At 60.2% G+C, this 20,308-nt stretch carries 21 protein-coding genes; 13 read left to right on the forward strand and 8 right to left on the reverse strand.

Translation table 11 applies throughout. The features are described from left to right. Positions 1 to 371: 371 nt before the first annotated feature. Both LRO94_RS22520 and LRO94_RS22525 read left to right on the forward strand, forming a co-directional pair. A complete protein-coding gene (locus LRO94_RS22520) occupies positions 372 to 509 on the forward strand; it encodes a hypothetical protein (protein WP_003175756.1) in 138 nt (45 codons plus the stop codon). Positions 510 to 579: 70 nt separating this feature from the next. Further along, positions 580 to 1,539, forward strand: coding sequence for a M29 family metallopeptidase (locus tag LRO94_RS22525; RefSeq protein ID WP_122763784.1), 960 nt, complete (start codon positions 580 to 582; stop codon positions 1,537 to 1,539). Between the two features lie 126 nt (positions 1,540 to 1,665). On the opposite strand, the gene LRO94_RS22530 is transcribed toward LRO94_RS22525, so the two are convergent. The 7 genes from LRO94_RS22530 to LRO94_RS22560 form a co-directional block, all read right to left on the reverse strand. Next, entirely contained in the window at positions 1,666 to 2,595 is a 930-nt protein-coding gene (locus tag LRO94_RS22530) for a tyrosinase family protein (RefSeq protein WP_081797857.1), read from the reverse strand. Between the two features lie 200 nt (positions 2,596 to 2,795). Next, the gene (gene rluB / locus LRO94_RS22535) at positions 2,796 to 4,007 is read right to left on the reverse strand and encodes a 23S rRNA pseudouridine(2605) synthase RluB (RefSeq protein ID WP_032890980.1); all 1,212 of its coding nucleotides are present in this window, start codon (positions 4,005 to 4,007) and stop codon (positions 2,796 to 2,798) included. 144 nt (positions 4,008 to 4,151) lie between these two features. Further along, positions 4,152 to 4,343 carry a DUF1289 domain-containing protein gene (locus LRO94_RS22540; protein WP_032890979.1) on the reverse strand — a complete coding sequence of 64 codons (192 nt, stop codon included), beginning with the start codon at positions 4,341 to 4,343 and terminating at the stop codon, positions 4,152 to 4,154. 27 nt (positions 4,344 to 4,370) lie between these two features. Next, positions 4,371 to 5,297 carry an SMC-Scp complex subunit ScpB gene (gene scpB / locus LRO94_RS22545; protein ID WP_032890978.1) on the reverse strand — a complete coding sequence of 309 codons (927 nt, stop codon included), beginning with the start codon at positions 5,295 to 5,297 and terminating at the stop codon, positions 4,371 to 4,373. A gap of 12 nt (positions 5,298 to 5,309) precedes the next feature. Then, positions 5,310 to 6,008, reverse strand: a complete 699-nt coding sequence (locus LRO94_RS22550) for a segregation and condensation protein A (RefSeq protein ID WP_177326464.1) — start codon at positions 6,006 to 6,008, stop codon at positions 5,310 to 5,312. A gap of 120 nt (positions 6,009 to 6,128) precedes the next feature. Then, positions 6,129 to 6,758, reverse strand: a complete 630-nt coding sequence (locus tag LRO94_RS22555) for an L-threonylcarbamoyladenylate synthase (RefSeq protein WP_015885581.1) — start codon at positions 6,756 to 6,758, stop codon at positions 6,129 to 6,131. 13 nt (positions 6,759 to 6,771) lie between these two features. Next, complete coding sequence (locus tag LRO94_RS22560) at positions 6,772 to 7,635, reverse strand: PHP domain-containing protein (RefSeq protein WP_032890975.1); 864 nt, start codon at positions 7,633 to 7,635, stop codon at positions 6,772 to 6,774. Between the two features lie 87 nt (positions 7,636 to 7,722). Between LRO94_RS22560 and LRO94_RS22565 the strand changes: the two genes are divergently transcribed. The 7 genes from LRO94_RS22565 to LRO94_RS22595 all read left to right on the forward strand — a co-directional run bounded on the left by LRO94_RS22565 (position 7,723) and on the right by LRO94_RS22595 (position 13,180). Further along, positions 7,723 to 8,319: a septation protein A gene (locus tag LRO94_RS22565; protein ID WP_179179945.1), complete on the forward strand. Its 597-nt coding sequence runs from the start codon at positions 7,723 to 7,725 to the stop codon at positions 8,317 to 8,319. A gap of 1 nt (position 8,320) precedes the next feature. Then, positions 8,321 to 8,620 (forward strand): YciI family protein, encoded by a 300-nt coding sequence (locus LRO94_RS22570; RefSeq protein ID WP_027605568.1) that lies wholly within the window; start codon positions 8,321 to 8,323, stop codon positions 8,618 to 8,620. 106 nt (positions 8,621 to 8,726) lie between these two features. Then, a complete protein-coding gene (locus LRO94_RS22575) occupies positions 8,727 to 9,104 on the forward strand; it encodes a translation initiation factor 2 (RefSeq protein ID WP_179179944.1) in 378 nt (125 codons plus the stop codon). Positions 9,105 to 9,111: 7 nt separating this feature from the next. Then, positions 9,112 to 9,789, forward strand: a complete 678-nt coding sequence (locus tag LRO94_RS22580; protein ID WP_032890972.1) for a response regulator transcription factor — start codon at positions 9,112 to 9,114, stop codon at positions 9,787 to 9,789. Positions 9,790 to 9,913: 124 nt separating this feature from the next. Beyond that, positions 9,914 to 10,378, forward strand: a complete 465-nt coding sequence (locus tag LRO94_RS22585) for an LTXXQ domain protein (protein ID WP_032890971.1) — start codon at positions 9,914 to 9,916, stop codon at positions 10,376 to 10,378. A gap of 68 nt (positions 10,379 to 10,446) precedes the next feature. Then, positions 10,447 to 11,790 (forward strand): sensor histidine kinase, encoded by a 1,344-nt coding sequence (locus tag LRO94_RS22590; RefSeq protein WP_095185748.1) that lies wholly within the window; start codon positions 10,447 to 10,449, stop codon positions 11,788 to 11,790. 40 nt (positions 11,791 to 11,830) lie between these two features. Next, entirely contained in the window at positions 11,831 to 13,180 is a 1,350-nt protein-coding gene (locus LRO94_RS22595; RefSeq protein WP_179179943.1) for a CoA transferase, read from the forward strand. A gap of 369 nt (positions 13,181 to 13,549) precedes the next feature. Here LRO94_RS22595 and arcD (LRO94_RS22600) read toward each other — a convergent pair whose 3' ends face one another. Continuing rightward, positions 13,550 to 14,977, reverse strand: coding sequence for an arginine-ornithine antiporter (gene arcD / locus LRO94_RS22600; protein ID WP_179179942.1), 1,428 nt, complete (start codon positions 14,975 to 14,977; stop codon positions 13,550 to 13,552). Positions 14,978 to 15,427: 450 nt separating this feature from the next. Here arcD (LRO94_RS22600) and arcD (LRO94_RS22605) point away from each other — a divergent pair, with 450 nt between their 5' ends. The 4 genes from arcD (LRO94_RS22605) (at position 15,428) to arcC (ending at position 20,303) form a co-directional block, all read left to right on the forward strand. Then, positions 15,428 to 16,855, forward strand: coding sequence for an arginine-ornithine antiporter (gene arcD / locus LRO94_RS22605; RefSeq protein ID WP_032890966.1), 1,428 nt, complete (start codon positions 15,428 to 15,430; stop codon positions 16,853 to 16,855). 24 nt (positions 16,856 to 16,879) lie between these two features. Then, positions 16,880 to 18,136, forward strand: coding sequence for an arginine deiminase (gene arcA, locus LRO94_RS22610; RefSeq protein ID WP_032890964.1), 1,257 nt, complete (start codon positions 16,880 to 16,882; stop codon positions 18,134 to 18,136). A 68-nt stretch (positions 18,137 to 18,204) separates the two neighbouring features. Next, entirely contained in the window at positions 18,205 to 19,215 is a 1,011-nt protein-coding gene (locus LRO94_RS22615; protein WP_032890962.1) for an ornithine carbamoyltransferase, read from the forward strand. 158 nt (positions 19,216 to 19,373) lie between these two features. Continuing rightward, on the forward strand, positions 19,374 to 20,303 hold the full coding sequence (gene arcC, locus LRO94_RS22620) for a carbamate kinase (RefSeq protein ID WP_032890960.1): 930 nt from the start codon (positions 19,374 to 19,376) through the stop codon (positions 20,301 to 20,303). Positions 20,304 to 20,308: the final 5 nt, after the last annotated feature.

Genomic DNA, 20,308 nt, shown 5'->3' on the forward strand with positions numbered 1-20,308 from the left:
TACACCGCTCGACAGCTTACGCCCGCCCCCGAACGGTGCGTGCGACGATCTGTCAGGGATTCCTTACAGCCTTGAGTTGACCAACAACGCCGAGACTTACTCGTAAACTAATCGTTACATAGCGGAAACACTGCGTTACAGCTGTCATCTTTGGAAAAATTGGCGGTAAGAAATTTCCGCGCAAAAGGCGCTGGCAGCTCACTGTATTTCCTCAGAAAAAACGCCCGCTAAAAAAACAGAAGAAAAAATCCAAATGAAACCGTGTCAATAAATATTTTGCATTAAACAACAGGGTCTCCTAGGTTCATTCCACTTGCCAGCGACGCCCGTTGGCAGGCCGTTCTCAAACACCGTCCTCTAGGAGATACACCATGCAAGCACTGGAAAACGACCTGGAAACCGAACTGCAACTCGACGACTGGTTTGAAGCGCCGACCCATGAGGCCGCCGTAGAAATGATGCAAGCTGATGCCGTAGTGCCATTTGGCACCGCGATGTGGCCTTTCTAACCGGCAGGCATCCGGCAGGTGCTGTGCACGGCGCCTGCCCCCTTACCCAAGGCACACAAGGACAGACGTCATGGACAAGGCCCGCGCCGTTGAACACTTTCTCTACTACCTCGCCCACCACCCGGCCCTCAGCGGCCTGAACTGCCCAAACGTACTGCTGGGCCATACTGAGCGCTACGATGCCATCGCCCAAGCCATCAACCACAGCAACGCCGCACGCTTCAACTTCCAGGTGCAGCGCCTGGACCTGACCGCCAGCGACACCCTGGCCGAGGCTATTGAAGGCTGTGACCTGTATCTGTTTCTCTACGATTCCTCGACCCTGCCCAACCCTCGCGCCGAAGGCCCTGACTTTATCCGTGCCCTGCAGGGTGTGATGGCTGAACACTGGAAGAAGTCCTTACTGTTCAAGGATTACGGTGACTACTTCTACGACACCTTCAGCGTCGAACCGCAACGCATTGCCGACCTCAACGCCACGCTGATCCGGCGCATGGGCCAGGCCACTGTGCTGAGCTTTACCGATAAGCACGGCTCACGCCTTGAGGCGCCGCTGAGCAGCATCAAGAAGTGGACCAATATAAACGGCGTGGGCAACCACGACCTTGCCCCCGGTGAGATCGCCACCCACAGCGAGGCCATCAACGGGCAGGTACGGTTTGTCGGCACCTTTCTCAGCACCATCCCGTTCGCGCGCAAATACGGCGTGCTGCAATCACCGCTGGAGCTGTGGATTGAGAACTCGACCGTCTGCAGCGTGGCCAGCGAAGTGCCTGGGCTGGTGGATGACTTCAACAAATACTTGAACGCCAACCCGTCCAATCGTCGGGTGGAGGAATTGGGAATTGGCACCAATGAAGGGGTGAAAGACTTGTATGCGCGCAATGCCGGGTTCGAGGAGCGCCACTGTGGACTGCACTTGGGTCTGGGTGGAGGGCAGAAAGGCAGCCATCACTTGGACCTGATCTTCGCCAGTGGGGTGCTGGCACTGGATGACAAGCCCGTGTTCGATGGCACCTTTGCGTTCTAACGATATTGCCAGTATGGGTTTGCTCGCGAGGCCGTATGACAACGCCTGTGTGAAGCGCCTGACACACCGTCTGCGCGAGCAAGCCTCCTGCTGTTTTCTTGATCGATCAGGTGTGTCAGAGGAGAGTCACACGTTCTGCGAGCCCATCTCGCATGTCGTCAGCGTCGGCGAGCCGAGGGATGCAGGTACTGAGGTGAACAGACCGTAGGTGTAATCCAGACTCTCAGTCGTGATCACGCTGTCAACAGTCCAGGTCTCCGGCCAAGGAGCGGGATTGTTCGGAGCATGGAAGACCAGTGTGGCCTGACGATCCAGCCCAGGCATATCCGATACCGGATAATAGGGCAAAGAGGTGGGATGCTGACGCTTCCAGCGCTCCCACAACAGGTCAAGGTAACAGTGGTGCAGGAAAAACACCGGATCGTTGGGTGAGGACGGCATCGACATGTTACCGCCCACCCAGCGATGCACAGGGTCATGCAGCACGCCTTCACAGAAATTGCCCCAACTGTCCGGCCCTGGGGCATACGGCGTCTTGGCCAGCGCATCCAGCACTTGTTCGGAGTTCGGCAGATGCGCGCCGGGCCCTGCGCCCAGTTCGCGGCGCAAGCCCTTATCCCCCTCCGGAACCCCTTGGCGAATTTCAAAGCGCCCGTCCTGATAAGCGAATGGGCCCGACGTTACACGCTGGGCTTGAGCACTGTCGCCATCGCCGCCCAAAAAGCCAGGCGTGAATGGATTGCTTGAGCCCTCCATCGACCAGTCCCAGAATGGCAGGGTGACGCTGGTATCGTTAACCGCGCTTTGCAGATCCCGCTCGAATTGACGCAGGAATACGCGGTGCCAAGGGAAAAACAGCGGCGAGCGGTGCGGCATCGGCGTGAAAGCCTCCGGGCCGTCGAAGGCGTTGCTGTGAACCTGTACGTAATCGTCATAGCGCATTTGCTGTCCGGGACGCAGGACACTTTGGACGTCGTTTTTCAGCAGCAGGATGGCCTGGATAAAAAGGGCTTTCTGTTCACGGGTCATGTAGCGGTGATTGATGCGGATATCCATGGTCGTCGCCTCGTGGCATAAGTGAGTGCAGGGCTCAATCTAGTGCCGCGGTGGTGAACGCCGGTGGTAACTGTTTAGCCCACACCGCACACCATCACTCGACGAATAACGATCCGGTGAAACGCTCCAGGCGCAAATCCCGCCGCAAAAAAAAACGCCAACTTCAACAGTTGGCGTTTTTTTATGCAGCGCTTATTGCATCACTGCGGCTTCTTGCGACCAAACCCCGGACGCTGACCCGAACCCGCTGGAGCGCCACGGCGCTTGCCCGACGGCTCGTCCGCGACCAGTTTCGGGCCGGGACGCTTGTTCGCCGCCGGCTTGGCTGGGCGCTTGGTGCTGGCGTTGTCGGCCGGGCGATCCGTTTCGCCACGGTTGCTGCGACCACCGGCCGGCGCAGGACGCGGTGCACGCGGTGCGCGCTCGCCTTCCTGACGCGATGGGGCCGTTGGACGACGCTCACCTTCAATATGCGGCTGACGGGAGATACGCCCGCCGGTCGCCGGAGCATCCAGCGCCGGGCGCACAGTGCGCGCCACGCGCTCGGCACGTGCCACAGGACGCGACGATTTACGCTGCATGCGCTCAAGCTTGTCTTTGCTCTTGGCGTTCATCTGCGGCATGGCAACCGGCGTCAGGCCCACTTCGGCGCTGAGGATGTCGACTTCGTACTGGCTCATTTCGCGCCAGCGGCCCATCGGCAGGTCGGAGTTCAGGAACACCGGACCAAAACGCACGCGCTTCAGGCGGCTGACCACCAGGCCCTGGGATTCCCACAGGCGACGTACTTCACGGTTACGGCCTTCCATCACCACGCAGTGGTACCAGTGGTTGAAACCTTCACCACCTGGAGCCTGCTTGATGTCGGTGAACTTGGCCGGGCCGTCTTCGAGGACGACGCCAGCTTTCAAGCGCTCGATCATCTCGTCATCGACTTCGCCACGTACACGTACCGCGTATTCACGGTCCATCTCGTAGGACGGGTGCATCAGGCGGTTGGCCAGTTCACCGTCGGTGGTGAACATCAGCAAGCCGGTGGTGTTGATGTCCAGACGACCGATGTTGATCCAGCGGCCTTCTTTAGGCTTAGGCATTTTGTCGAACACGGTCGGACGGCCTTCCGGGTCGTCACGGGTGCAGATCTCGCCGTCGGGCTTGTTGTACATGATCACGCGGCGCACCGATTCGGCGGCCTCTTCACGCTTGATGACTTTGCCATCAATGGTGATTGCATCGTGCAGATCGACGCGCTGACCGAGGGTGGCCTCGACGCCGTTGACCTTGATGCGCTTCTGAGTGATCCAGGCTTCGACGTCGCGGCGCGAGCCCACGCCGATACGCGCCAGCACCTTTTGCAGCTTTTCGCCTGCAGGGCCGATTTCCTGGCTGTCGTTCTGGTCTTTATCGTTCATCTTAAGCACCTCCCGGTGGGTCGATTCAGGCGTGGCCTGAAGAGTGTTGAAAGCGGGGCTTTGGCCGAATAGGTCGGCAAAGGGTCGCGAATCATACGCGTAAGGCGCGCGTTGCGCATCAGAGACTAGTCGATATGCGCCAAGTCATTTGTTTTTCCGCCGACCGGTGGCGCCCAAGGCCAACAAACGCAGTTCGGCTTCGGCCAGGACAGTGCGCTTGTCTGTCTTGTCGAGTTTCTTCCAGGCACGGATTTCGCGTTTGCTGCGACCGCACCCGACGCAGATCTCATCGCTGAATTTGCAGACGCTGATGCAAGGGTCTTTGGGTGAACTCATGTCTTCTCACATCCCGCATTGACCGCATCAGTCTTCAAATTCGCGGCGTTCCGCCTCAATAGCTTCGGCCAATGCACGGGCTTCGTCTTCTTCATCGCTCAGCGGCGGCGGTTCGAGAGCGGCAACGGCAGCCAGGAGTTTCTCGCGGGCTTCAGCCACGCCAAGGATATCTTCCTCAGGTTCAGCTTCGACTTCAGGCTCAACTTCAACGTTCACTTCGGCTTCAGGCTCAGCCGCACCATCACGCAGCAAATCATCGAAGTCGGTCTTGATCCCCTGCTCCATGTCGTCCAGTTCCAGCAGAAGGGTGTGGAAACTGGTTTCGTCTTTCGGTTCTTCAGGCTCGGCCGTGGCATCGGCAAGTTCCTGCAAACCTGGTGGCACCGGGGCGTCGTCGAAGTCCAGCACCGGCTCGGCTTCCATCTCACGCAATTCGGCCAGCGGCGGCAGGTCGTCGAGGTTTTTCAGGTTGAAGTGGTCGAGGAACACCTTAGTAGTGGCGAACATCGCCGGTTTGCCCGGCACGTCGCGGTAGCCGACGATGCGGATCCACTCGCGTTCCAGCAACGTCTTGACGATATGGCTGTTGACCGCCACGCCCCGCACATCTTCGATTTCACCCCGAGTAATCGGCTGGCGATAGGCGATCAGCGCCATGGTCTCCAACATCGCCCGTGAGTAACGCTGAGGGCGTTCTTCCCATAGGCGGCCGACCCACGGGGAAAATTTCTCACGAATTTGCAGACGATAACCCGACGCCACTTCGCGCAGTTCAAACGCGCGGCCTTCACAGGACTTGCGCAAGATCTCCAGCGCTTTCTTGAACACCGGCGGCTCAGGGCGCTCAGCCTCTTCAAACAGTTCGAACAGGCGCTCCAGGGATTGCGGTTTACCCGAGGCCAGGAGAAAGGCTTCCAGCAACGGCGCCAGTTCGCGGGGTTCAGTCAGATTCATCGATTCAGCTCTTTATTCGGCTCGCGCCCGCACGTGGATAGCCGCAAAAGGCTCATTCTGGACCAGCTCGACCAAGGATTCCTTGACCAATTCGAGGATCGCCATAAAGGTCACCACCACCCCCAGTCGCCCTTCTTCTTTAGTGAACAGCTCGACAAACGGCACAAAGCCGCCGCCCTTGAGGCGCTCCAGCACATCGCTCATGCGTTCGCGAGTAGACAGGGCCTCGCGGCTGACCTGGTGGTGTTCAAACATATCGCCCCGGCGCAGTACCTCGGCCATGGACATCAGCAACTCTTCCAGGCTTACATCCGGAAGCAGCTTGCGTGCGCGAGCTTCGGGAGCATCCAGCTTGGGCACCACCACGTCGCGGCCCACGCGGCTCAGACCGTCGATGCCTTCGGCGGCCGCCTTGAAGCGTTCGTACTCTTGCAGGCGACGGATCAGTTCGGCGCGCGGGTCGTCCTCTTCGGCTTCCACCGTCTCCGAACGCGGCAACAGCATGCGCGATTTGATCTCGGCCAGCATGGCGGCCATCACCAGATACTCGGCTGCCAGCTCCAGGCGCACCGACTGCATCAACTCGACATAACCCATGTACTGCCGGGTGATTTCCGCCACCGGGATGTCGAGGATGTTGATGTTCTGCTTGCGGATCAGGTACAGCAACAAATCCAGCGGGCCTTCGAAGGCGTCAAGGAAGACTTCCAGGGCGTCCGGCGGAATGTACAGATCCAGGGGCATTTCCAGCACGGCCTGGCCGTACACCATCGCAAACGGCAGCTCCTGCTGCGCACCTGCCTGGGGGTCGACGGTTTCCACTGACGACATTCAGGCCTCGACCATAAAGGGCGCCGGATCGCCACAACCCACACGGATCACTTCAGGTTCGCCGTCGGCCAGGTTGATCACGGTGGAGGCTTTGCCGCCGCCGAAGCCGCCATCGATGATCAGGTCTACCTGCTTTTCCAGCAATTGGCGCATTTCGTACGGGTCTTCCAGCGGCTCGGTGTCGCCGGGCATGATCAACGAAACGCTCATCAGCGGTTCACCCAGCTCCGCCAGCAACGCCAGGGCAATCGGGTGCTCCGGCACACGCAGGCCGATGGTGCGCTTTTTGGGATGCAGCAGAAGGCGCGGCACTTCGCGTGTGGCGTTGAGAATGAAGGTGTAAGGCCCCGGCGTGTGGGCCTTGAGCAGGCGGAAAGTACCGGTATCGACCTTGGCGAACAGCCCCAGTTGGGACAGATCGCTGCAGATCAGTGCAAAGTTATGCTTGTCGTCCAGCTGACGCAGGCGCCGCACACGTTCGACCGCGCCCTTGTCACCGATCTGACAACCGATGGCGTAGGACGAATCTGTTGGGTAGATCACCACGCCGCCGGCGCGAATAATCTCCACGGCCTGTTTAATCAGGCGCGCCTGGGGATTTTCCGGATGAATCTGGAAGAATTGACTCACGAGCTCTACCTGTTCAGACGGTGGCAACAATGGGGTCATGCTTGAATCGCCCCCACAAAAGCGGCAAATCTTCCGGGATCGCGCGGTACTCGCCGATCTCGGACCAGCCGCCTGGGCCATGAAAGTCACTGCCGGCACTGACCAGCAGACCAAATTCGCGGGCAAGAATCGCCAGGCTGCCGACCTGTTCGGCGGGTTGATGCCCGTTGACCACTTCGATTGCGTGGCCGCCCGCTCCAATATAGTCGCTGATCAGCTTGCGGCGCTTGCTGCGCGTGAAATCGTAATGCCAGGGATGCGCCAGGCTGACCCAGGCCCCGGAGGCCCGCAGGGTCTCGACGGTGTCTTCAAGGGTCGGCCAATGTTGCTTCACATCGCCCAACTTGCCGGCGCCCAGCCATTTGCGAAAAGCCTCGGCGCGGTCTTTAACAAAACCTTCACGCACCATCCAATCGGCAAAGTGCGGACGGGCCGGCGCATTGCCGCTGTCGCCCAGCTCCTGCTGGATCGCGCGGGCGCCGTCGAGGGCATTAGGCATGCCTTTGAGGGCCAGCTTGCGGCTTATTTCTTCGGACCGCAGCCAGCGGCCATCGTGCAATTGCGCGATAGCCTCCATCAACGGCGCGGCGTTTTGATCGAAACCATAACCGAGCACGTGAATGGTGGCCCCGCCCCAGGTGCAGGACAATTCGACACCGTTGACCAGTTGCATGCCCAACGAATGGGCGGTTGCGCGCGCTTCGTCAAGACCTTCAAGGGTGTCGTGGTCGGTCAACGCCAGGACTCGCACGCCTTTTTCAAACGCACGCGCAACCAATACCGCAGGCGCCAGGGCGCCGTCGGAGGCCGTGCTGTGGCAGTGCAAATCAACATTCACGGGAGTGTGTAACCTCAAGTCAGCTGGCGCTTTCGCAACCAAGGATGTTTGTTATTATGCCGCCACATCCAGCTTCTGGCTCTTACTGTGAAACAATTCATCGACTTCATCCCGCTGTTGCTGTTCTTCATCGTTTACAAACTCGACCCTCGGGTCATCGATCTGGCCGGCCACGAGCTCACCTTCGGCGGCATCTACAGCGCCACCGCTGTGCTGATCATCAGCTCTGTCGTGGTCTACGGCGCTATCTTCATCTCCCAGCGCAAACTGGAAAAAAGCCAATGGCTGACCCTGGTCGCGTGCCTGGTCTTCGGCAGCCTGACCCTGGCCTTCCACAGCGAAACCTTTCTTAAATGGAAAGCCCCGGTGGTGAACTGGCTGTTTGCCCTGGCGTTTATCGGCAGCCACTTCATCGGCGACCGCCTGCTCATCAAGCGAATCATGGGCCACGCGCTCACCCTGCCAGAACCGGTCTGGACGCGCCTGAACATCGCCTGGATCGTGTTTTTCATCTTCTGCGGCGCCTCCAACCTGTTCGTGGCCTTTACCTTCCAGGATTACTGGGTCGACTTCAAAGTGTTCGGCAGCCTGGGCATGACCGTGTTGTTCCTGGTCGCCCAGGGCATTTATCTGTCGCGCCACCTGCATGATGCCGAGACCACTACGCCGAAAACCGAGGACTGACATGCTCTACGCAATCATTGCTACTGACGTTGCCAACTCGCTGGAAAAACGCCTTTCCGTACGCCCGGCACACGTCGAGCGCCTCAAAGTGCTGCAAGCCGAAGGCCGCATCGTACTGGCCGGCCCGCACCCGGCCGTAGACAGCAACGACCCAGGCGACGCTGGCTTCACCGGTAGCCTGATCGTCGCCGAGTTCGCCTCCCTGGCCGATGCCCAGGCCTGGGCGAAGGCTGATCCTTATGTCGCGGCGGGCGTTTACGCCGATGTCGTGATCAAGCCGTTCAAACAAGTCCTGCCTTAACCCAAGCTGCGCCGAACCGATTGCGTTCGGCGCGCTGCTTATTACTCATTATTCTCGGTAACCTGCCGACAACGTTCTGAATATTCGTGTGGAATCAGGAGTTCCGATGCGCTTACGTCAGTTTTGTCTGTTGGCAGTGTTAACAATCGGGGCTACGGCCCACGCTGAAGAAACCTCGAACACCGGCAGCCAGATCAGCGAGCTGCAGCAACGTTTGAAAGAAAGCGAACGGCAGCGTGAAGCACTGACCAAACAACTGCAAAGCGCGGATGCTACGCGCGAAAGCGCCCAATTGAGTCGCCTTCGCCAAGAGAACCAAAAGCTGGCCCAGCAACTCAAAGATTCACAGGGCGGTACCTTGAGCCGATGGCTGACCGAGCAACAGCAGTGGTTTGTCACCGGCGGGGCCGTCGCACTGATCGCCTTGCTGTGCGGGATCTTCGCCAGCGGGGGGCACCGTCGCCGTCGACAATGGCTAAATTGAGTGAGTCATGAGCGAGCTGTTACTGATAGATGATGACCAGGAGCTCTGCGAGCTGCTGACCAGTTGGTTGAGCCAGGAAGGCTTTCAGGTGCATGCCTGCCACGATGGCTTGAGCGCGCGCAAGGCCTTGGCCGACAGTGCTCCGGCAGCGGTCGTGCTCGACGTAATGCTGCCAGACGGCAGCGGCCTGGAGCTGCTCAAGCAATTGCGCAACGATCACCCGGAGCTGCCGGTGCTGATGCTATCGGCCCGGGGCGAACCCTTGGACCGCATCCTCGGTCTGGAACTGGGTGCCGACGATTACCTCGCCAAGCCCTGCGACCCCCGTGAACTGACCGCCCGCCTGCGCGCGGTATTACGCCGCAGCCACCCGGCCGCCGTGTCCAGCCAGCTTGAGCTGGGCGACCTGTGTTTCAGCCCGGTGCGTGGCGTGGTCAGCATCGATGAACAGGAATTTACCCTCACCGTCTCCGAAAGCCGCCTGCTGGAAGCCTTGCTGCGCCAGCCCGGCGAGCCCTTGGACAAGCAGGAACTGGCGCAGATCGCCCTGGGCCGCAAGTTGACCCTGTACGACCGCAGCCTCGACATGCACGTGAGCAACCTGCGCAAAAAGATCGGCCCGCACCCGGACGGACGTCCACGGATCGTGGCGTTGCGCAGCCGAGGCTATTACTACGCCCCCTGAAAGTTTTGTCAGTTAGCACAAAATCGTCTTTACCCAAGCTTTACGCTCCCCTGACTGCCGCTGACCTTGATCTGGGTAACCTACTCACATCCGGACTCACCGGAATAGAGACAGGAGAATCACCATGCGCAAGACCCTTATCGCTTTGATGTTCGCCGCTGCCCTGCCAACCGTTGCCATGGCCGCGATGCCCGAAGGCCCAGGCCCGATGGGCGGTCCTGAAGGCCACATGATGGGCGGCCCGGGCCACGGCGGTGAACACGGTCCGCGTGGCAAAGGCGGCCCTTTCAGCCAACTGGACCTGAGCAAGGAACAGCGCCAGCAGATCGGCAAGCTGATGGGCGACCAATGGCACGCTCGCAAAGACCTGACCAAAAAGTACCTGGACAAACTCCCGGCCGCTGACCAGAAAGCCATGCAGGATGAAATCGCCGCCGGCAAGCAGAAAACGCAGGCCGATATCCGTGCCGTGCTCAAACCTGACCAGCAGAAGAAGTTTGACGAGATCGTCAAGAAGCAGGAACAGCGTCGAGCCGAATGGAAGGAATTCCAGGCCTGGAAAGCGCAACAGCCGCAAAAAGCGCAATAATGCTCCCGCGTTAAAGCTCCCAGCCCAGTGGCTCCCGCCACTGGGCTTTTCCTGTTTGAGGGTTTCCTGTGCGTTCATTGTTCTGGCGCATCCTGGCCAGTTTCTGGCTGGCCATCGCCTTGGTTGCCGGGTTGTCGATCTTGCTTGGGCATATGCTCAATCAAGACGCCTGGATTCTCAGCCGGCACCCTGGCCTCAAAAACCTGGCCGAAGAGTGGACCCAACTCTACGAAACCCAGGGCGAAGATGCTGCCCAGGAATTGCTGCAACAGCGCAAGCGCCAGTATCACCTCGACGTGCAAGTGCTGAACGAAAGCGGCGAGCCAGTGGTGCGTGGCACCTTCCCGCGCCGCGCCGCCGCCTTTGAAGCCCGACAGAACGACAGCAAGGAAGGCCACCTTCCCTGGCGCCGTCTGACCGCCGAGTACACCAGCGAGAAAACCGGCGACACGTACCTGCTGATCTACCGCATCGCCCACCCGGAGCTCGACGAATGGCACCGCAGCAGCCTGACGTGGCCATTGAGCGCATTGGCCATTGCCCTAGTGGTGCTGACCCTGTTCAGCCTGTTCGTCACCTTATCCATCACCCGCCCGCTGAGCCGCCTGCGCGGTGCGGTGCATGACCTTGGCCAGGCCACCTACCAGCAAAACAGCTTGGCGCGCCTGGCCAATCGGCGTGATGAGTTCGGTGTACTCGCCACTGACTTCAATCGCATGGGCGCGCGCTTGCAAAGCCTGATCGGCAGCCAGCGCCAGTTGCTGCGCGATGTGTCCCACGAGCTGCGCTCGCCCCTGGCCCGCCTGCGGATCGCGCTGGCCCTGGCCGAACGCGCCGGGCCCGAAGAACGAGAAAAACTCTGGCCGCGCCTGACTCGCGAATGCGACCGCCTGGAAGCTCTGATCAGCGAGATCCTGGTACTGGCACGCGTCGATGCCGACAACGCCAGCGCTGAGGATGTCGACCTCAACCCCCTGCTCAAGACCCTGCAAAAAGACGCCCAGCTCGGCGCGCCAGACCAAGTGGTGCAACTGGCCAGCGAACATGACCTGCAGCTGAAGGGCTGGCCGACCATGATCGAACGCGCCGTCGACAACCTGCTGCGCAATGCCCAACGGTTCAACCCGCCAGGCCAGGCGATCGAGTTACGGGCACAGCGCCACGGCGAGCGCATCCTGATCAGCGTGCGCGACCATGGCCCCGGTGTTGACGCCGAACACCTGAGCCAACTGGGCGAGCCGTTCTACCGCGCGCCCGGCCAGACTGCCCAAGGCCACGGCCTGGGCCTGGCGATTGCGCGGCGTGCAGCCGAACGCCATGGCGGCAGCCTGATCCTGGCCAATCATCCTGACGGCGGCTTTATCGCCAGCATCGACCTGCCGTTGGAACCAGGGGTTGCAACGCCGGTGTGATGATCTTCTATAGTGGCCCTTCTCTTACGGAGGGCCTTCGATGACTGACCTGCTGACTCCCATCCAAGCCGCACTCGATCTACCCCACACCCCGCTGACCTTCACCGAGGCTGGCGCCCTGCCCTCGACCTACGCCGTCACCGAACTGGCCAGTGCCAGCATCGGCGCCGCCGGGCAGGCCGTCGCACAACTGATCCAGCAACAGACCAGGCGCTTGCCCAGCGTGAGTGTGGACCGGCGCCTCGCCTCTTTCTGGTTTTCTTCCTCGATCCGCCCGGTAGGCTGGCAAGTGCCGCCACTGTGGGACCCGGTAGCCGGCGACTACGCCAGCGCCGATGGCTGGATTCGCCTGCACACCAACGCGCCCCATCACCGCGCCGCCGCCGAACGGGTGCTGGGCAAGGTCGCCGACCGCGCCGAGATGGCCGGCAAGGTCGCTGCGTGGAACGCCGCCGAACTGGAACAGGCGATTGTCGACCAAGGTGGCTGCGCGGCGCAGATGCGTGCGTGGCGCGCCTGGCAGCAACATCCGCAAGGGTTGGCGGTGAACGCCGAGGCGTTGGTCCAACGCCGGACTTTCGAAACCACAACCGACAAACCCTGGCTCGGCTCGGCCGCACGCCCGCTGGCCGGCCTCAAGGTGCTGGACCTGACCCGCGTATTGGCCGGCCCCGTGGCCAGTCGTTTTCTTGCCGGCCTCGGCGCGGATGTACTGCGCATCGACTCCCCGACCTGGAACGAACCCGGCGTGGTCCCGGAAATGACCTTGGGCAAACGCTGCGCGCGCCTGGACCTGAAAACGCCCGAAGGCCGGATGATGTTCGAGCGTTTGCTCAAGGACGCCGACATCCTGCTCCACGGTTACCGCGCTGACGCCCTGGAGCACCTGGGCTACACCGCCCCAGAACTGCAACACATAGCCCCCGGCCTGATTGACGTCAGCCTCAACGCCTACGGCTGGAGCGGCCCGTGGCGAAATCGTCGGGGCTTCGACAGCCTGGTGCAGATGAGCAGCGGGATCGCCGAGGAGGGCATGCTCTGGAAACACGCGGATAAACCGGTGCCGCTGCCGTTGCAGGCGCTGGATCACGCGACCGGGTACCTCATGGCGGCCAGTGCGATTCAGGCGCTGGGCGAACGGTTGCAGTCCGGGCGCGGTGGTTCGGCGCGGTTGTCGTTGGCGCGCACCGCGACGTTACTGGTGGAAGCAGGCCAGGCTCCGGAGCAACCGGCGTTGCGAGAGGAAGAACCTGGAGATCAAGGCCTGGTCGTGGAACAAACCGCCTGGGGCCAGGCCCACCGGCTGCTGCCCCCGCTGACCATCGGCGGTACGCCATTGCAATGGGATTTACCGGCTGGAGAGTTGGGCTCGCACAGGCCGCAATGGTGACTTGACCGCCGCTATGGGGAGCAAGCCCTGAGTCTTGCATAAACCATTTCAGACGAGCGCATTCCTGTGGCGAGCGGGCTTGTCCTAATGCCAGTCAGTTAAGGAGGAACACTGTAACTGTGGCGAGCGGGCTTGCCCCGCGTTGGGCTGCGAAGCAGCCCCAAAACCAGGCGCAGAGGAGTGCCCGATACACCCCATTCGTCTTAATCAGGGGCGCTTCCCCCACAACGCGAGGCAAGCCAGCTCGCCCGTTTGCTGCGCGACAGCGCTACGTCGAAAAGGTAGTGGGACCTCCCACATTTTGAATAGGTTCACCCATCAAAATGTGGGAGGCGGCTTGCTCCCGATGAGGCAAGCACCGTCCCCCAACTACAACGACAATACCCCGCTGTACAACCCATACGCCGCCAGCCCTGCACCGGCGATCACGCAGCTGAAAATGCCCTTCTCAACATGGGTAAACAACGGCTGGCCCTGTTCGCGCTTGGCCAGGGCGAACAGGATCACGCCCGGCGCATACAGCAGCGCCGACAGCAGCAGGTATTTCAGCCCCCCCGCGTAGAGCAGCCACAGGGCGTAGCCCAGGGCGATCAACCCCACCAGCAGGTCCTTGATGCGATGGCGGTGGGCACCTTCATAGGTTTCTCCCCGCCCGCTCAACAGCACGGCATACGCCGCCGACCACAGGTACGGCACCAGAATCATCGACGACGCCAGGTAAATCAGCGTGGTGTAAGTGCTGTGGGAAAACAGCGTGATCACCAGGAAAATCTGGATCATCACATTGGTCAGCCACAAGGCATTGACCGGCACCTGGTTGGCGTTTTCCTTCTTCAAGAACGCCGGCATGGTCTTGTCGTGAGCCGTGGCATAGAGGATTTCCGCGCAGAGTAACGCCCAGGACAGCAATGCGCCCAACAGCGACACCGCGAGGCCCAGGCTGATCAGCAGGGCGCCCCAAGGGCCGACAATATGCTCCAGCACGCCCGCCAGGGAGGGGTTTTGCAGGCTGGCCAGCTCTGGCTGGCTCATGATCCCAAGCGACAGCACATTCACCAGCGCCAACAGCGCCAGCACGCCAAGAAAGCCAATCACCGTGGCGCGCCCGACGTCCGAGCGTTTATCGGCCCGCGCCGAATAGACGCTGGCGCCTTCGATGCCGATAAACACGAACACCGTGACCAGCATCATGTTGCGCACCTGATCCACCACGCTGCCGAGCTGCGGGTTGCCCAGGCCCCAGATGTCACGGGTAAAAATATCGGCTTTAAAGGCCACGGCCGCGATCACAATAAACATCAGCAGCGGCACGAGCTTCGCCACGGTAGTGATCTGGTTGATGAATGCCGCCTCCTTGATCCCACGCATGACCAGGAAATGCACCGCCCACAGCAACAACGATGCACAGCCGATGGCAACCGGCGTATTGCCCTGGCCGAATACCGGAAAAAAGTAGCCAAGGGTACTGAACAGCAACACGAAGTAACCGACGTTGCCCATCCAGGCACTGATCCAATAGCCCCAAGCCGACGAAAACCCCATGTAATCGCCAAAACCGGCCTTGGCGTAGGCATACACCCCTGAGTCCAACTCGGGTTTGCGATTGGCCAGGGTCTGGAACACAAACGCGAGGGTCAACATGCCGACGGCGGTGATCGCCCAGCCGATCAATACCGCGCCCACCTCGGCACGGGCGGCCATGTTTTGCGGCAGGGAAAAGATCCCGCCGCCGATCATCGACCCCACCACCAAGGCGATCAGGGCGCTGAGTCGAAGTTTCTGGGCCGGTTGAGACATGAACACTCCTGACTGAAAAACCGAGTTGAGCTGACAACTGAGCACTCAACTAATTAAATCAGCGAGTGTAGCGTTTATTAGGGATGGCGATTAAATCAATCCGTTCATAACCAAATGGCATTTAAATTAACAACATTTAGGCTTATTTAGATTTTAAATAGTGCATCAACTCTTAATATTTATAGCGAATAAGTGAAACACCGCTCAAATAGTTTGCACATCCGGCAAAAAGGTTTAGCTTCAAACGTCCATCTCACCGGCCAAATAATTAAATTTAATGGGGTTAACCGCTCTGCGCAGCGCGTTTCCAAGGATTTTCATCGCCCACGAGTTTCCAGCCTAAGTCATTTATTCACAATGGGATGTGCCAATGAAGTGATCTGAGTCAGCTGTTTGATTAGCACACGGAATTATTCTGTGGTCTCTCTTCTCCTGCATTGGAGTTATGCAATGTCTGAATCCCCCGGAAAACTTCGATTAGGTGCACTGGTTGCACTTGTCGTGGGCTCAATGATCGGCGGCGGGATCTTTTCCCTGCCGCAAAATATGGCCGCCAGCGCTGATGTTGGCGCGGTATTGATCGGTTGGGTGATTACCGCCATCGGCATGTTGACCCTCGCGTTCGTGTTCCAGACCCTCGCCAATCGCAAGCCCGACCTCGATGGCGGCGTGTACGCCTACGCCAAGGCCGGATTCGGCGACTACATGGGTTTCTCGTCAGCCTGGGGCTACTGGATCAGCGCTTGGCTGGGCAACGTTGGCTACTTCGTATTGCTGTTCAGCACACTCGGATACTTCTTCCCGATCTTCGGCGAAGGCAACACACCCGCAGCGGTGATTGGCGCGTCGGTGTTGCTGTGGGCCGTGCACTTTCTGGTGCTGCGTGGGATCAAGGAAGCGGCGTTCATCAACCTGGTGACCACGGTCGCCAAGGTGGTGCCACTGGTACTGTTCGTGTTGATCGCCGTGTTCGCGTTCAAGCTGGACATCTTCACCGCTGACATCTGGGGCGTAAAAAACCCAGACCTGGGCAGCGTGATGAACCAAGTGCGCAACATGATGCTGGTCACCGTGTGGGTGTTCATCGGCATCGAAGGCGCGAGCATCTTCTCGTCCCGTGCGGAAAAACGCAGCGACGTCGGCAAGGCCACCGTGATCGGCTTTATCACTGTGCTGTTGTTCCTGATGCTGGTGAACGTGCTGTCCCTGGGCATCATGACCCAGCCGGAACTGGCCAAGTTGCAGAACCCGTCAATGGCTGCGGTGCTGGAGCATGTGGTAGGCCACTGGGGCGCGGTGCTGATCAGCGTCGGCTTGATCATCTCGCTGCTGGGGGCGTTGCTGTCGTGGGTGCTGCTGTGTGCGGAGATCATGTTCGCCGCCGCCAAGGACCACACCATGCCGGAGTTCCTGCGTAAGGAAAACGCCAACCATGTGCCGGTCAACGCCCTGTGGCTGACCAACGCCATGGTCCAAGTGTTCCTGGTGATCACGCTGTTTTCCGCCAGTACCTACCTGTCGCTGATCTACCTCGCCACCTCGATGATCCTGGTGCCTTACCTGTGGTCGGCGGCCTACGCGCTGCTGTTGGCGGTGCGCGGCGAAACCTACGAAAACGCCCTCAAAGAGCGCAAGAAAGACCTGTTCATCGGCGCAGTCGCGCTGATCTACGCGGTCTGGCTGCTCTACGCCGGCGGCACCAAGTACCTGCTGTTGTCCGCCCTGCTCTATGCCCCCGGCGCGATCCTGTTCGCCAAGGCTAAGCATGAACTGGGCAAACCGATTTTCACCAACGTCGAGAAGCTGATTTTCGCCGCAGTCGTCATTGGCGCCCTGGTGGCAGCCTATGGCCTCTACGACGGCTTCCTGACTCTGTAACTGTTGCTCCTTGGAGGATCTGTAATGACCACGGAAAAAGTGAAGTACGGCGTACATTCCGAAGCCGGCAAACTGCGCAAAGTCATGGTGTGCTCCCCAGGCTTGGCCCACCAACGGCTGACCCCGAATAACTGCGATGAACTGCTGTTCGATGACGTGTTGTGGGTGGCCCAGGCCAAGCGCGACCATTTCGACTTCGTGACCAAAATGCGCGAGCGGGATATTGATGTGCTGGAAATGCACAACCTGCTGACCGATATCGTTGCCATCCCCGAAGCCCTGGACTGGATCCTGGAACGCAAGATCACCTCCAACACCGTGGGCCTGGGCCTGGTCGATGAAGTCAGCTCCTGGTTGCGCAGCCTGGAGCCGCGCAAGATCGCCGAGTTCCTGATTGGTGGCGTGTCGGCCGATGACCTGCCGAGCAGCTTCGGTGGCAAGACCATCGAGATGTTCCGCGACTTCCTCGGCCACGCCAGTTTCATTCTGCCGCCGCTGCCCAACACCCAGTTCACCCGCGACACCACCTGCTGGATCTACGGCGGCGTGACGCTCAACCCGATGTACTGGCCGGCGCGACGCCAGGAAACCCTGCTGGCCAGCGCCATCTACAAATTCCATCCCGAGTTCACCAACGCCGACTTCCAGATCTGGTACGGCGACCCCGACCAGGAACACGGTGCCGCCACACTGGAAGGCGGTGACGTCATGCCCATTGGCAATGGCGTGGTCTTGATCGGCATGGGCGAGCGTTCGTCCCACCAGGCCATTGGCCAACTGGCGCGCAACCTGTTCAAGAACAAAGCTGTGGAACGGGTGATCGTTGCCGGCCTGCCGAAATCCCGCGCGGCGATGCACCTGGACACCGTGTTCAGCTTCTGCGACCGCGACCTGGTGACCATCTTCCCGGAAGTGGTCAACCAGATCGTGCCCTTCACCCTGCGCCCTGACGACAGCAAGCCCCACGGCATCGACATCCAACGGGAGAAAACCAACTTCCTCGAGACCGTTGCCGCCGCGCTCAACCTCAAGGCCCTGCGCGTGGTTGAGACTGGCGGCAACAGCTTCGCCGCCGAGCGCGAGCAGTGGGACGACGGCAACAACGTAGTGGCCTTGGAGCCAGGCGTGGTGATCGGCTACGACCGCAACACCTACACCAACACCCTGCTGCGCAAGGCTGGCGTGGAAGTCATCACCATCAGCGCCGGCGAACTCGGCCGTGGCCGTGGCGGCGGCCACTGCATGACCTGCCCGATCATCCGCGACCCTATCGACTATTAATTTTTGGCCTTGGCCGCTGCTTATCCAGCAGCAGCCGAGGGGATAACCGAAACCTAAGGAGATCCACCATGGCTTTTAATATGCGCAACCGCAGCCTGCTCTCGCTGATGCACCACACCACTCGCGAGCTGAACTACCTGCTGGACCTTTCCCGCGACCTCAAGCGCGCCAAATACACCGGCACCGAGCGCCCACACCTCAAAGGCAAGAACATCGCGCTGATCTTCGAAAAAACGTCGACCCGCACCCGCTGCGCGTTCGAAGTGGCGGCCCATGACCAAGGCGCCCACGTCACCTATATCGACCCGGTTTCGTCGCAAATCGGCCACAAAGAAAGCATGAAAGACACCGCCCGCGTTTTGGGCCGCATGTTTGACGCCATTGAATACCGTGGCTTCGAACAGGAAATCGTCGAAGAACTGGCCAAGTTCGCCGGGGTCCCGGTGTTCAACGGCCTCACCGCTGAATTCCACCCAACCCAAATGATCGCCGACACCCTGACCATGCGCGAGCACAGCGACAAGCCGCTGCATGACATCAGCTACGCCTACCTAGGCGACGCCCGTTACAACATGGGCAACTCGCTGCTGATGATCGGCGCCAAGCTCGGCATGGACGTGCGCATCGGCGCGCCGAAAGCCCTGTGGCCCCATGAAGACTTCATCAAACAGTGCCAGGCATTCGCCGAGGAAAGCGGCGCGCGCATCACCATCACTGAAGACCCGAAAGAAGCAGTCAAAGGCGTGGACTTCATCCACACCGATATCTGGGTGTCCATGGGCGAGCCGGTGGAAGCGTGGGACGAGCGCATCGAGCAACTGCTGCCGTACCAAGTCAACGCCAAGATGATGAAAGCCTCGGGCAACCCACGTGTGAAGTTCATGCACTGCCTGCCGGCGTTCCACAACAGCGAGACCAAGGTCGGCAAGGACATTGCCGCGCGGTATCCGAACCTGGCCAATGGCGTGGAAGTGACCGAGGAAGTCTTCGAGTCGCCGGCCAACATCGCCTTTGAGCAAGCGGAAAACCGCATGCACACCATCAAGGCGATCCTGGTGTCGGCACTCGCGGATATCTAAAGGCTACACGGGTTAAGTGTGGGAGGGGCAGTGCGACGATTCGACTTGCCCCCGATGGCGGCGGATCAGCTACAGATAAGTTGCCTGACATACCGCTATCTGGAGCAAGCCCCCTCCCACATTGGCCTCTGTGCTCACACCCATAGAAGGATTGAATTATGCGCATCGTCGTAGCCCTGGGCGGCAACGCCCTCCTGCGCCGTGGTGAACCCATGACCGCAGACAACCAACGCGCCAATATCCGCATCGCCACCGAACAAATCGCCAAGATTCACTCCGGCAACGAGCTGGTGATCGCCCACGGCAATGGCCCGCAAGTCGGCCTGTTGTCGTTACAGGCGGCCGCTTATACCGGCGTCTCTCCTTACCCGCTGGACGTGCTTGGCGCCGAGACCGAAGGCATGATCGGCTACATCATCGAACAGGAACTGGGCAACCTGCTGGACTTTGAAGTGCCGTTCGCCACCCTGCTCACCCAGGTGGAAGTGGACGCCAAGGACCCGGCCTTCCAGAACCCCACCAAACCCATCGGCCCCGTGTACTCCAAGGCGGAAGCGGAAAAACTCGCCGCCGAGAAAGGCTGGGCCATTGCCCCGGATGGCGATAAATATCGCCGCGTCGTCGCCAGCCCGCGCCCCAAACGCATCTTTGAAATCCGCCCAATCAAGTGGCTGCTGGAAAAAAGCGCCATTGTGATTTGCGCCGGCGGTGGCGGTATCCCGACCATGTACGGTGAAGACGGCAAGCTCAGAGGTATTGAAGCGGTCATCGACAAAGACCTGTGCTCTTCGCTATTGGCCTCGCAACTGAACGCCGATCTGCTGGTGATCGCCACCGACGTCAACGCAGCGTTCATCGACTTTGGCAAACCGACGCAAAAGGCCATCGGCCAGGCCCATCCCGATGACATGGAAAAACTCGGCTTCGCCGCCGGCTCCATGGGGCCCAAGGTGCAGGCCGCCTGTGAATTCGCCCGTCAGACTGGCAAAACTGCGGTCATCGGTTCACTCTCGGACATCGAAGCCATCGTCCAGGGCAGCGCCGGCACGCGCATCAGCACGGCAACACCTGGCATCACCTATCTGTGAAGTAG

Origin of the sequence: Pseudomonas sivasensis (genome assembly GCF_021391435.1) — a bacterium.
Taxonomy (GTDB): domain Bacteria; phylum Pseudomonadota; class Gammaproteobacteria; order Pseudomonadales; family Pseudomonadaceae; genus Aquipseudomonas; species Aquipseudomonas sivasensis.

Bases quoted from the DNA above. Each gene is read 5' to 3' on its own strand.
- arcC (WP_032890960.1), top strand. From the start codon at position 19,374: ATGCGCATCGTCGTAGCCCTGGGCGGCAACGCCCTCCTGCGCCGTGGT.
- LRO94_RS22585 (WP_032890971.1), top strand. From the start codon at position 9,914: ATGCGCAAGACCCTTATCGCTTTGATGTTCGCCGCTGCCCTGCCAACC.
- LRO94_RS22575 (WP_179179944.1), top strand. From the start codon at position 8,727: ATGCGCTTACGTCAGTTTTGTCTGTTGGCAGTGTTAACAATCGGGGCT.
- LRO94_RS22525 (WP_122763784.1), top strand. From the start codon at position 580: ATGGACAAGGCCCGCGCCGTTGAACACTTTCTCTACTACCTCGCCCAC.
- rluB (WP_032890980.1), bottom strand. From the start codon at position 4,007: ATGAACGATAAAGACCAGAACGACAGCCAGGAAATCGGCCCTGCAGGC.
- scpB (WP_032890978.1), bottom strand. From the start codon at position 5,297: ATGAATCTGACTGAACCCCGCGAACTGGCGCCGTTGCTGGAAGCCTTT.
- LRO94_RS22580 (WP_032890972.1), top strand. From the start codon at position 9,112: ATGAGCGAGCTGTTACTGATAGATGATGACCAGGAGCTCTGCGAGCTG.
- LRO94_RS22520 (WP_003175756.1), top strand. From the start codon at position 372: ATGCAAGCACTGGAAAACGACCTGGAAACCGAACTGCAACTCGACGAC.
- arcD (WP_032890966.1), top strand. From the start codon at position 15,428: ATGTCTGAATCCCCCGGAAAACTTCGATTAGGTGCACTGGTTGCACTT.
- arcD (WP_179179942.1), bottom strand. From the start codon at position 14,977: ATGTCTCAACCGGCCCAGAAACTTCGACTCAGCGCCCTGATCGCCTTG.
- LRO94_RS22540 (WP_032890979.1), bottom strand. From the start codon at position 4,343: ATGAGTTCACCCAAAGACCCTTGCATCAGCGTCTGCAAATTCAGCGAT.
- LRO94_RS22595 (WP_179179943.1), top strand. From the start codon at position 11,831: ATGACTGACCTGCTGACTCCCATCCAAGCCGCACTCGATCTACCCCAC.
- LRO94_RS22570 (WP_027605568.1), top strand. From the start codon at position 8,321: ATGCTCTACGCAATCATTGCTACTGACGTTGCCAACTCGCTGGAAAAA.
- LRO94_RS22530 (WP_081797857.1), bottom strand. From the start codon at position 2,595: ATGGATATCCGCATCAATCACCGCTACATGACCCGTGAACAGAAAGCC.
- arcA (WP_032890964.1), top strand. From the start codon at position 16,880: ATGACCACGGAAAAAGTGAAGTACGGCGTACATTCCGAAGCCGGCAAA.
- LRO94_RS22615 (WP_032890962.1), top strand. From the start codon at position 18,205: ATGGCTTTTAATATGCGCAACCGCAGCCTGCTCTCGCTGATGCACCAC.